Here is an 11,711-nt window from a genome sequence, read left to right on the forward strand (position 1 = left end):
ACGAACCGGGTCAAGCGTGATCACGCACAGTAGCCAACGCAACGGTGGACGGGCTCCACCAGAAATGATCGATCCCGTGACGTGGCAAGGAAAATTGGCCGCAGGGGCAATCCCACACGAACGTGTGGTTCAAGTACCCAACGCGACGGACAGCCCGCACTATTGTGGGGTGGATCGAGCACGAAGCGTTGCCGAACTGCTTGATGCCCGTGCGGAGGTCGTGCCGTTCCACGGCCGCTCCGCCGAGCTCGCGGAGCTGGCCGAATGGAAGAACGCCCCGCACCCGCTGGCCGCGCTGCTCGTGCACGGCCCCGCGGGTTCGGGCAAGACGCGTCTGGTCGAACAGGTCCGGAAGGACTGGGACGACGACGGCAAGAAGCTGCTCGTCATCGACGACGCGGACCGCTGGACGTGGCCCGACCTGTTCAAGGAGCTGCAGAGCTCGATCCGGGGCGGGGCGCACCGCGTGCTGCTCACGTCCCGCACGACCGGCTGGTGGTGGTCGTCCACGCGGCAGCGCGTCGCGGACTTCGACTACGTCGTGACCGACCGGCCGCTCAGCCCGGCGCTCGACAACCGCAAGCGCAGCTTCATGTTGGCGTGCAAGGCGTTCGCCAAGGCGCTGAGCACCGAACCGCCAACGCAGGAACCGCCGGCGATCGCCGACGAGACCGTCCTCGACCTGCACATGGCGGCGCTCACCGCGGTGCACGGCGACCCGCTGGACGTCAACCGCACGCAGCTCGTCCGTCAGCTCAAGGCGCGCGACACGGGCACGCCACAACGGAAGCTGGCCGAGGACTACCTAGCCGTCGCGCCAACGGAGGAGAACCCCGACCTCCTCGTCCACGCCGCGACCCGGTGGCCGCAGCTGAAACCGAAGGTCGACGAGCTGTTCACCCGCAAGGGCAAGGAACTGGTCGACGAGGTCGACATCTCCACCCTGCGCGCGCTCGCCGGCATCGCCGGCCTGCCCGCGCTGGAACAGGTCGCCAGGCGCGTCTTCGCCGACGAGAACTTCGCGCTGGACGCACTGCCGTCGATGATCACGAAACGGCTCCTCGACCACACCCTGAAGCACAGCGAGGACCTGCTCGAACAGGCCGAGATGTGGGGCAACCTCAGCGCCCGCACCGCGATCGCCGGGCTGCGCGAGGAGGCCGCCGACGCGTCATATGAAGAGGTCGACGCCTACCGCAAGCTCGCCGAGCAGGACCCGGAGAACCGCGCGCTGCTCGCCGACGCGCTGGGCGACCTGAGCCTGCGGCTGATCGCCCTGGAACGCAACGACGAGGTCCTGAAGACGTCGGAGGAGGCGATCGAACTCTGGAAGCGGATCGCCGAGGAGGACCCGGAGACGCTGCCGCAGCTCGCCGCCGCGATGGAGCAGATCAGCTACCGGTACGCCGCGCTCGGCATGCCGGACGAGGCGGTCGACGCGATCAGCCGCGCCGCGGTGATGTTCCAGGGACTGGCGGAGATGTACCCGGCGCTCTTCCGGGTGGACTTCGCCCGCGTCGCGAGCGCGTTGGCCAGGCGGCTGTTCACGGTCGGACGTAAGGAAGAGGCCGCCGACGCCGTGGAGCTGTCGCTGGCCCACTGGCGCGAGGCGACCCACACCGATCCGCGCTACGAACCCGAACTCGCCCGCAACCTCGCGCTGGCCGGCCGCATCCTCGCCGACTTCGGACGACCCGAGACAGCCGCCGAGGCCGTGGCCGAGGCGATCGAGGTGTTCCGCAGGCTGGCACCGGCGAACCCCGAGTTCACCAGGGAGCTCGCGGACGCGGTCATGCGGCACAGCCAGCTGCTCGACGAGACCGGTCACATCTCCGAGGCACCGCTGGTCGCCGAGGAGGCCGTCGTGCTGTGGCGGGAGCTCGCGACGGATGCCGAGGGACGTGCCGGGCTCGCCACGGCGTTGCACAACGTTGTTCTGGTGACGCGAAACTACGACGTGGAGATCGCCGCGGCCACGGAGTGCATGGAGCTGCTGAAGGAGCTCGCGGCCGAGGACACCGTGCGCTACCAGGTGAACTACGCGCGCGCGATCGCCCAGCACACCGAGCTGCTGCTGATCGGCGAACGGGACGACGAGGCCGACGCCCAGACCGCCCGGCTGCTGGAAATCTGCAAAACCCTGCCGCAGCAGCTGATCGGGGTCTACGGGCCCAGCCTCGCCGGATCACTGCACACGCTCGGCCGGGCGCTGTCCGAGCTGGAACATCACGACCAGGCGATCGCGGTGGCCGAACAGGTCATCGAGATCTGGCGAAGCCTGCGGCACCGCAACCCCGCGGCGCACATCGGGGCCGTGCACCAGCTCGCGCTCAACCTCCGCGGCGCGGAACGGTTCGAGGCATCACGCGAGGCGGCGCACTTCGCGATCGTGTTGTGGCACATGACGAAACCACGCGAAGAGCTGCACAAGACCGCGTCGTACGGCGACGTGCTCGCGGTCTACGCCCGGCTGTGCGCGGAGACGCGGTACGAACTGGAGAACGCGCTGGCGCTCGCGCACCAGGCGGTACAGATCATGCGCGGCCTGAAGAACGAAGCGCTGAAGCTCGAACTTGCCGTCGAAAGCCTCAACACCGTTGTCGAGGCCTTCGACGATCGCGAGGAGGCGAAGAAACGCCTCGAAGCACTAGTCAGTTCGTCGTCAGCAGCGAACGCATGAAGAACGCGACGTTCGCGGGACGCTCGGCGAGCCGGCGCATGAAGTAGCCGTACCACTCGTCGCCGTAGGGCACGTACACGCGCATCCGGTTGCCCGCGGCGGCGATGCGGCGCTGCTCGTCGGGCCGGATGCCGTAGAGCATCTGGAACTCGTACGAGTCCAGCGACCGGCCCTGAGCCAGCTCGGCCGCGATCGCGATCAACCGCGGGTCGTGTGAGGCGACCATCGGGTAACCGGAACCGGCCATCAGGATCTTCAGGCAGCGCACGTACGACATGTCCACTTCGGACTTGTCCTGGTACGCCACGGAAGCCGGCTCCTGGTAGGCGCCCTTGCACAGCCGCACGCGCGAGCCCTCGTACGCGAGGTCGCGGCAGTCCTGCTCGGTGCGGTGCAGGTAGGCCTGCAGCACCGCGCCGACCCACGGGAAGTCCACGCGCAGGTCGCGCAGGATGCCCAGCGTCGAGTCGGTGGTGGTGTGGTCCTCCATGTCCAGCGTCACCGTCGTGCCGGTCACCGCCGCCGCGGAACAGATGCGGCGCGCGTTCTCCAGCGCGATCTTCTCGCCGTCGATCGGCAGGAACTGGCCCACCGCCGACAGCTTCACCGACACCTCGGCGCCCGAGGTCAGCCCACGGCTTTCCAGGCGCCCCAACAGCTTCAGGTACGCCTCGACGGTCGCGGTCGCCTGCTCGGCGTCGGCCGTGTCCTCACCGAGGTGGTCCAGCGTGACGAGCCGGCCGTCCGCGAGCACCTCCGCGGTGGTCCGGATCGCGGACTCGACGTCCTCACCCGCGACGAACCGGTCGACGACGGGCTTGGTCAGCGGAGAGGACTCGACGACCTTGCGGGCGCAGGAGGAACGCGCCGCCATCAGCAGGGTGCTGCGCAGCATGATCAGGCTCCCTGGTGGGGGTGGAGGTGGGAGGTCGGAGCCACGAAGGTCTCCTTGATGGAGCGCGGGCTCACCCAGCGGAGCAGGTTGTGGATCGACCCCGCCTTGTCGTTCGTGCCGGACGCGCGGCCGCCGCCGAAAGGCTGCTGGCCCACGACCGCACCGGTCGGCTTGTCGTTGACGTAGAAGTTGCCCGCCGCGAACCGGAGCTCGGCCTGAGCGTGCGCGACGGCCTGACGGTCACGCGCGATGATCGAGCCGGTGAGGCCGTACGCCGTGGCGCTCTCCATCTGGCGCAGCACGGTGTCGTAGTCGGTGTCGTCGAACACGTGGATCGCGAGCACCGGGCCGAAGAACTCGGTGGTGAACACATCGTGCGACGGGTTGGCGCCCAGCAGAACGGTCGGGCGCACGAAGAAACCGTCCGAGTCGTCCGCGGTGCCACCGGCGGCGATCTCCAGCGAGGAGTCGGACCGCGCGGCGGACAGAACGCCCGAGAGCTTGTCGAACGAACGACGGTCGATCACCGCACCGCCGAAGTTGGAGAAGTCCGTGACGTCGCCGTAGGTCAGCGCCTCGACCTCGGCCAGGAACTGGTCCTTGATGACGTTCCAGACGGAACGCGGGACGTACGCACGGGAAGCGGCCGAGCACTTCTGGCCCTGGTACTCGAAGGCACCGCGGATCAGCGCGACGCGCAGCACGTCCGGGTCGGCCGACGGGTGCGCCAGCACGAAGTCCTTGCCGCCGGTCTCGCCGACGATGCGCGGGTACGACTTGTAGGACGCGATGTTCGCGCCGACCTGGCCCCACAGCTTCTGGAACGTGGCGGTCGAGCCGGTGAAGTGGATGCCCGCGAGGTCGGGGGAGTTCAGCGCGACCTCGGAGACGGCCAGACCGTCACCCGGCAGCAGGTTGATGACACCCGGCGGCAGACCGGCCTCTTCGAGCAGCCGCATGGTGAGGTGCGCGGAGAACATCTGCGTCGGCGACGGCTTCCACAGCACCACGTTGCCCATCAACGCGGGCGCGGTCGGCAGGTTCGCCGCGATGGCGGTGAAGTTGAACGGCGTGATCGCGTAGACGAAACCCTCGAGCGGGCGGTGGTCCGTGCGGTTCCACACGCCGGGGGAGGAGATCGGCTGCTCGGCGATCAGGTTGCGGCCGAACGCGACGTTGAAGCGCCAGAAGTCGATGAGCTCGCACGCGGAGTCGATCTCGGCCTGGAACGCGGTCTTGGACTGACCGAGCATCGTGGCGGCGTTGATCGTCTGCCGCCACGGGCCGGCGAGCAGGTCGGCGGCGCGGAGCAGGATCGCGGCGCGGTCGTCGTAGGACAGGGCGCGCCACGCGGGAGCGGCCTCACGAGCGGCCTTGAGGGCGTCCTCGGTGTCCTTCTGGGTCGCAGAGGCGAACGTACCGAGGACGGAACGGTGGTTGTGCGGCTGCACGACGTCGACGCGCTCGCCACCACCCATGCGCTGCTCGCCGCCGATGGTCGCGGTGAGCTCGAGGGGCTCCTTCTGGAGCTCGGCCAGCTTCGCCTGCAGTTCCGCGCGCTCGGCAGAACCGGGGGCGTACTGCAGCACCGGCTCGTTCACGGGCAACGGAACACGGGTCACGGCGTCCACTGGCAACTCCCTTTCACATTCGCGGTCCCTGAAATGTAGGGCTGCGGGCAGGCGTAACCGTTGTGCATCTCGCCAAACTTCGCATGGCGAGATGTACGATCGGCCAACCATGAGCCTGCGTCAGATCCTGATGGCCCTCGGCGACCCGCTCGTCGAGGTACGGGTGGTGCCGCACGGCCTGGAGGCCGAGGTCCGCGACGTCGTGATCATGGATCCGGACGACCCGCCGGACGTCCGGCCAGGCGACCTCGTGCTCATCATCGGTGCACGCGGCCGGGCGGCGTTGCCACTGGTCAGAGCCGCTGGACGGGCCGGTGCGGCGGCTGTCGCGGTGAAGGAGTCGACGCAACCGCTGGAGCAGGCCGCGACCGACTCCGGGGTGGCACTGCTGAGCGTCCGGCCGGAGGTCCGCTGGGAGCACCTGGAGGCGTTGGCCCGCGGCGTGCTCACCACGGCGACCGACGACGGCGAGGTCCTCGGCGACCTGTTCGCGCTCGCGCAAACGATTGCCACGCTCACCGGCGGCATCGTCAGCATCGAGGACACCGCGAGCCGCGTGCTCGCCTACTCCCGCTCGTCCGACGAGGTCGACGAGCTGCGCCGCCTCTCGATCCTCGGCCGCCAGGGGCCCGAGCCGTACCTGAAGATGCTGCGCGAGTGGGGCGTCTACAACCTGCTGCGTTCCGGCGAGGAGGTCGTGCGCATCGACGAACGGCCCGAGCTCGGCATCCGGCGCCGCATCGCGGTCGGCATCCACGCCGGCGCGCAGCCGCTCGGCACGATCTGGGTGCAGGAAGGCGACACGCCACTGGCGGAGCAGGCCGAACGCGCGTTGCTCGGCGCGGCCCGCGTGACCGCGCTGCACCTGATCCAGCAACGCAACCAGCCCACGTCGCGGTTCCGCGAAAACCTGCTGATGGCGTTGCTCGACGGCCGCATGGACGCCGCGACCGTGGCCGGCCAGATCGGCGCCGACCCCGCGAAACCCGCCGCGGTAGTGGTTTTCGTGCTGCGCGGCGAGGGCGGCCGCAGCGAGATCGAGCTGCGCCGCGCGGAGATGACCGGGCTGATCTCCGTGCACGCGGCGGCGTACCGGCGCAGCGCGCTGGTCAGCGAGGCCGGCGGCCGCACCTACGTCCTGCTGCCGGATCTCGTGCCAGGAGCACAACTTCTCGGGCTCACGCGCGAGATCGTCACCACGGCGCGCCGCCACCTCGGCATCGCGGCACAGGCCGCGGTCGGATCCACGGTGTCCACTTTGGACGACGTGCGCACGTCGCGGCAGGAGGCCGACCGCGTGCTCGACGCGATGCGCCGCGACCTCGACACCGACGTCGCGACGCTCGCCGATGTGCGGTCACAGGTGCTGGTCAGCGAGACGCTGGCGTTGCTCGCGGACAACCCGCGCATCCGCGATCCGCGGATCGACGCCCTGGATCCGGAGCTGGCGAAGACGTTGCTGGTGTGGCTGGACGCGCAGGGTGACGTGCGAGCCGCCGCGGAGCAGCTGCACGTGCACCCCAACACGTTGCGGTACCGGTTGAAGCGAATCGATCTCGATCTGAACGACCCGCTGGTCCGCTTGTTCGCCCAGCTTCAGCTGAGGATGCGGTAGAGCATCGCCCGTTCCGCGAACGTCCACGTGGTCGTGGTGAGCAGGTACAACCCCGCCGCCAGCGGCAGCCACGCGGCGACCAGCACCGTGGCGAAGGGCATGACCCGCAGGAACTTCGCGAACGGCACCGGCGGCGCCTCCGGATCCTGTTGCGCCTTCTGCCAGCGCACGGTCAGCCACGCGACCACGGCCAGCAAAGCGAACAGCACCAGGAACACCCACGCGTAGCCGTTGGTGAAGTGGATGCCGAGCGAGAAGCCGAACAACTGTCCGTCCAGCAGCGGGTTCGGTGTCGTGACCAGGCGGTACATCACCATGAAGAACGGGATTGTGGCGAGCATCGGCAGGATGCCCGCGAACATAGAGACGCCGTTCTTCTTGTAGACCTTCTGGGTTTCCTCGGTGAGTTTGGTGAGGTCCTTGCCGTACTTCTTGTTGAGCTTGCGGATCTCCGGGGCGAGCTTGGCTTTCGCCTTCTCGCCGCGGACGGCGGCGCGGTAGAGGGGGTGCAGCAGCAGCCGCACCGCCACGGTGAACAGGACGATGGCGAGCGCGGGTGAGCCGAGCCCGGCCAGGGCTGAGCCCAGGTCGTGGAACACGGTTTGGTTCTCCGTCTTGAGTTGGGATGTGGGCGAGGAATCAGCCCTGGCATCCCGGTGCTCGTGGACGGGGACGACCCGCGGCGTCGGGGTCGCGGAGACGGAGTTGGGCGGCGCGTTCGGCGCGTTCGCGCAACGAGAGCGAGCGGACCCGCTGCGGCGTGGCCTGCGGCAGGCGCGGGGCCACGACCAGCACGATCACGGCCATGGCGGCCACTGCGGCGATCAGCTCGGCCGGGTTGTGGAAGAACGTGAAGGCGAACACGCCGGGCAGGAACACGGCCAGCAGCAACTGCCAGCGCATCCTGTTCTCCGGTCGCATCACAATCCCGAGGCTACAGGTCGTGAGTGTTTTCCGTCGTCATAGCGACGGAAAACACTCACGACACCACCAGGCCGGGACGCTCTGGGTGGTCGTAGCGCACGTTCACGTCCGCCACGGGTTCGTAGTCGTCGTAGGCCGGGATCGTCCACTGGAGATCGGGATCCGTGCGACGTCGCAGCGCGGCGGGGGAGAGCCACAGGTGGACGGTCAGGTCGGCGGGCAGCCACCGGTCCAGCAGCAACGTGCCGTCGACCAGCACGACACCGCTGTCCGGCAGCTCGACGTAGTCCGCGCGGCTGGCCCGGTCGGTCGCCGCGTTCCACAACGACGGCAGCACCTTGTCCCCGGAGTCCAGCACTTCCCGTTGCAGCCCGCCGAAGTCGAACCAGTCGTGCCGGTAGGAGTACGGGTCCGTGCGCCCGTGTTCGAGCCGCAACGAGGCCGGCCGCAGGAAGTCCGTTGTGGACACCCGCACGGCCGGGCGTCCCAGCGTCCGCAGTGGTTCCACCAGCGCGTCGGCGAGCTCACCGGTGCCGAACGCGCCGTCGATGATCACCCGAGCCCGGCCCGGCAACGGAACTATTCGCTGTACCAACTCCGAGACCAAGGTCTCCTGGGACAGGGGGCGAACCTTCACGGTGTCCAGTCCACCCAGGCGAGGTCCCACCAGATGTCGCCGGAAGAGAGCATGGCTTCGATCTTTTTGCCTTCCAGCCGGATCGCCTCGGCTTCGGCGGCCGAGTACTTGCCGACGGCGACGTCGCGTTCGAACTCGTCGAGGTCCAACTGTTCCCAGCGCCCGTCGAGGTGCATGCGGTAGTCGAGCGCGTGGTCGAGGGTGTTGAACCCGTCGTCCGTGCGCTCGAACGGTGCCTGCAGGTTGAGGTAGAAGTCGCTGAACACCCGGTCCGGCCCGCGCCAGAACAGGTCCACGGAGTACGCGTCGCCGGGCCGGTGCAGCATCAGCTTGCCGTTGCCGCGCCAGAACCCGCGTGACGGCTTGTCCCACGGGTGCGGGTAGTGGTGCTCCGGATAGTTCAGCGGTGTGCCGGGTTCGACGAACACGGCCAGGAGGTCCGGTGAGTCGGCCACGACTCGTGTCGGCATCTCGGACCACACCCGGCCGTGCAGGACCTCCCGGCGCACCGCCACGTCACCCGGTTCGAACAACCTCATGATTCGAATCTAGTTGCTCCGTCGTGTCGCGGAGTTCGGTTTCGGCGGCCATGAACTTCCGCTTGAGCGCCGGCACCCGGTTCGTGACGCGGAGGAACGTGCGGAAACCCGCCAGCATCAGGCGTCCGATCACCGGCTTGTGGATCGGCGCGCTGCCGTCGATCTGGTCGCGCGACTCGAGTACGGCCTTGAACCCGTACTCCCGCATGTCCGCCTCGTACGCGGCAATCGCCGGGATCAGCTCCTCGGTGCCCTGCGAAACAGCGATCAGCTTGCGGCACAACGCCTGCGCGTCACGCAACGCCGTGTTGGCGCCGATCCCGCGACCGGGCGTCATGGTGTGGATCGCGTCGCCGAGCAGCGTCACGTTGCTCGGCTCCCACGCGCCGAACGGCTCCGACGTGCGGATGTGGATCTTGAACACGGTCTCCGGGTCGGCCTTGCGCACCAGCTCCCGCAGCGCCGGGTGCCACGACGGCGTCAGGTCCAGCACCACCTGCTTGAGCTGCTCCGGCGTGGCGTCGCGCAGCGCGGGGAACTTGTCGTTCGACGCCGAGTAGCCCCACATCAGGTAGTCGGGCTCGACGTCCTGACCGTCGAACACCATGTGGTGGATGATCAGGCTGGCTCCGCGCGGCGCGAACAGCAGCGTGATCGCCTCGTCCGCGCCCGGCGGCACCTCGACGCCCGGTTCCAGCCACACCTTGCCCGCGATCGCGGTGACGCCGGAGTCCACGACCTGCGCCTGCGGCAGGTACTGCTTGCGCACGCGGGAGTTCGCGCCGTCCGCCGCGACCAGCACGTCGCCGGTCGCGCTGGTGCCATCCGCGAAGAACGCGGTGACGGTGCCGTCGTCGTTGCGGGCGAAGCTCGTGAACGTCTTGTCGAACCGCACGACGTCGTCCAGGCCCATCAGCAACGCCTTGCGCATCGCGGAGCGGCTCACCGACTTCTCGCTGCGCACCGGGTCCGACCCCGGATCCACGTCGGCGGTGAGCAGCTCGCGAAGCTTCTCGGTCCGCATGTTCATGTGCCGGATCGGCCGCGCGCAGGTGCGGACGAACTCCGCGAACACCTCCGGCGGCAGGCACTCGGCCAGCGCCCGGCTGCCGTCGGGACTGATCCCGACGCGATAGCCCAGGATCCGATGCTGCGGGTCTCTGTCCCGTTCGAACACGGTCACGTCGATGCCGGCCCGCTTCAGCCCGTGCGCCAGGCACAGCCCGCCGGTCCCCGCCCCGATCACCAGTACGCGCATGACTCTCTCCTCACTAAGTCTCTTAGTGAGGAAGATATTCAGATGGCGAGAGTCTTGTCAACCGTCTTGAAGTGCTCGCTTCAGTCGGGTGGCCGCCAGCGCGTACCGGACGTCGTTGCTGGGCAGCAGCTTGACCAGCTGTTCCAGCACCTCGGTGTCGTGCTCGCCGGAGTCGGTCTGCGCGAACCGCCACAGCGCGTCCCCGTCCTGCCCGGCCAGCAGCCCGCGGCGCACACCGGCCGCGAGGTCGTCGCGTTCGTCCCGCACGACCGGCGCCTCGGACCGGGCGAGCAGCGACCCGCGGTACCGGTCCGCCGCCTCGCGCACGTCACCGTTCGCCAGCGCGCGGCGGACGGCGAGGAAGTCCCCGCCCACCTCGGCGTGCAGCCGGTACGGCCGGGTGTGCAGCACGCCCTCGCCCAGCTGCGCGCGCAGCCGGTGCATCTCGGCGCGCACGGTCGTCGGGTTGCCGCGCTCGCCGTAGAGCCGCAACGCCAGTTGTTCCGCGGTCAGGCCGCCGCCCTGCAACGCGAGCGCGGTGAGCAGCTCGGCGTGCCGCAGCGACAGCGGGATCTCGCGGCCGTCGAGGACGGCGACCGGCGGGTCCATGCCGAGGAACGACAGCGTCAGCCGGGGCAGCCGGTTCGGCCGGCGCTCGCGCGGGACGCGCAGCAGGAAGCCCTCGCCGAGCGGTTCGAGCACGGCTTCGCGGCCGTCCGGCAACGTCATCCGGTCGCTGGTCACGTCCATGCGCGTGGGTAGCAGGCCGTGCGGTTCGGCGGCGAGCACGCGCCCGGTCGGACTCAGCAGCGCGCCCGGTTCACCGCGCAACGCGATCAGGTGCCGCATGTTGCGGGCGCGCAGCGCCTCGTCCTGCTGGGCGAGCCGGACCTGCAGCTGGCTCTCGGCGAGCCGGGCGGACGCGGAGACGAGCGCGACCATCGCGGGATGCATGGTCTCCAGCGGGCCGCTGAGGTCGATCACGCCGATCGTGCGGCCGGTGTCCGGGTCGCGCACGGGACTCGCCGCGCACGTCCAGCCGTGATAGGTCCGCACGAGGTGTTCGGCCGAGTGCACCGTGACCGTGCCGTTCACCGCGAGCGCCGTGCCCATCGCGTTCGTGCCCGCCGCGTCCTCGGACCAGCGGGTGCCCTCGCCGAGCCCGACGTTCTCCGCGGTGAGCCGCACGTCGTTGGCGCCCTCGCACCAGAGGATGTGCCCGCGGTCGTCACAGATGATCATGATCTGCCGGGCTTCCTCACCGAAGCCCAGCAGCGTCTCGCGCAACATCGGCAGCGTGGGATGCAGGACGTGCTGCTCGCGGATGTCCACGACCTCGTCGGCGTGGTAGATCACCGGGGCCGAGTGCAGGTCCGGGTTGACGTTCGCGGCGAGTGACCGCTGCCACGACTCCGAGATCACGGAACGTGGCGCATCAGCCGTGCGAGTACCACTCAGCACGGCGTCACGCAGCCGGCCTAGCAACAGCGCGTGGTGGGCGGGGTTGTGGGCCACCGATCCATCCGGATAGT

10 protein-coding genes are annotated in these 11,711 nt (G+C 69.2%); 2 read left to right on the plus strand and 8 right to left on the minus strand.

The genetic code is table 11. The features are described from left to right. The first annotated feature begins 169 nt into the window (after nucleotides 1–169). On the plus strand, nucleotides 170–2,680 hold the full coding sequence (locus QSK35_RS21370) for a P-loop NTPase family protein (RefSeq protein WP_285748862.1): 2,511 nt from the start codon (nucleotides 170–172) through the stop codon (nucleotides 2,678–2,680). On the opposite strand, the gene QSK35_RS21375 is transcribed toward QSK35_RS21370, so the two are convergent. Both QSK35_RS21375 and pruA read right to left on the minus strand, forming a co-directional pair. Then, nucleotides 2,652–3,575: a proline dehydrogenase family protein gene (locus QSK35_RS21375; protein ID WP_285748864.1), complete on the minus strand. Its 924-nt coding sequence runs from the start codon at nucleotides 3,573–3,575 to the stop codon at nucleotides 2,652–2,654. The two genes, QSK35_RS21370 and QSK35_RS21375, sit on opposite strands and share 29 nt — an antisense overlap. Nucleotides 3,576–3,577: 2 nt before the next feature. Then, nucleotides 3,578–5,206, minus strand: a complete 1,629-nt coding sequence (gene pruA, locus QSK35_RS21380; protein WP_285748866.1) for an L-glutamate gamma-semialdehyde dehydrogenase — start codon at nucleotides 5,204–5,206, stop codon at nucleotides 3,578–3,580. Between the two features lie 109 nt (nucleotides 5,207–5,315). Here pruA and QSK35_RS21385 point away from each other — a divergent pair, with 109 nt between their 5' ends. Continuing rightward, on the plus strand, nucleotides 5,316–6,821 hold the full coding sequence (locus QSK35_RS21385; RefSeq protein ID WP_285748867.1) for a PucR family transcriptional regulator: 1,506 nt from the start codon (nucleotides 5,316–5,318) through the stop codon (nucleotides 6,819–6,821). Here QSK35_RS21385 and QSK35_RS21390 read toward each other — a convergent pair. The 6 genes from QSK35_RS21390 to QSK35_RS21415 all read right to left on the minus strand — a co-directional run bounded on the left by QSK35_RS21390 (nucleotide 6,803) and on the right by QSK35_RS21415 (nucleotide 11,694). Then, nucleotides 6,803–7,420, minus strand: coding sequence for a YidC/Oxa1 family membrane protein insertase (locus tag QSK35_RS21390; protein WP_285748870.1), 618 nt, complete (start codon nucleotides 7,418–7,420; stop codon nucleotides 6,803–6,805). The genes QSK35_RS21385 and QSK35_RS21390 overlap by 19 nt on opposite strands. Before the next feature lie 40 nt (nucleotides 7,421–7,460). Continuing rightward, a complete protein-coding gene (locus QSK35_RS21395) occupies nucleotides 7,461–7,724 on the minus strand; it encodes a DUF6412 domain-containing protein (protein ID WP_285748872.1) in 264 nt (87 codons plus the stop codon). 76 nt (nucleotides 7,725–7,800) lie between these two features. Beyond that, nucleotides 7,801–8,382, minus strand: a complete 582-nt coding sequence (locus QSK35_RS21400; RefSeq protein WP_285748874.1) for a nucleoside/nucleotide kinase family protein — start codon at nucleotides 8,380–8,382, stop codon at nucleotides 7,801–7,803. Continuing rightward, nucleotides 8,379–8,921: a ribonuclease FAU-1 family protein gene (locus QSK35_RS21405; RefSeq protein ID WP_285748876.1), complete on the minus strand. Its 543-nt coding sequence runs from the start codon at nucleotides 8,919–8,921 to the stop codon at nucleotides 8,379–8,381. Before QSK35_RS21405 ends, QSK35_RS21400 begins: the two co-directional genes overlap by 4 nt. Next, a complete protein-coding gene (locus QSK35_RS21410) occupies nucleotides 8,899–10,179 on the minus strand; it encodes an FAD-dependent oxidoreductase (RefSeq protein WP_285748877.1) in 1,281 nt (426 codons plus the stop codon). The genes QSK35_RS21405 and QSK35_RS21410 overlap by 23 nt, the downstream gene beginning before the upstream one ends. Before the next feature lie 57 nt (nucleotides 10,180–10,236). Continuing rightward, entirely contained in the window at nucleotides 10,237–11,694 is a 1,458-nt protein-coding gene (locus tag QSK35_RS21415) for a GAF domain-containing protein (RefSeq protein WP_285748879.1), read from the minus strand. Nucleotides 11,695–11,711 lie beyond the last annotated feature (17 nt).

This window comes from Lentzea sp. NBRC 105346, from assembly GCF_030269605.1.
Lineage (GTDB): Bacteria > Actinomycetota > Actinomycetes > Mycobacteriales > Pseudonocardiaceae > Lentzea.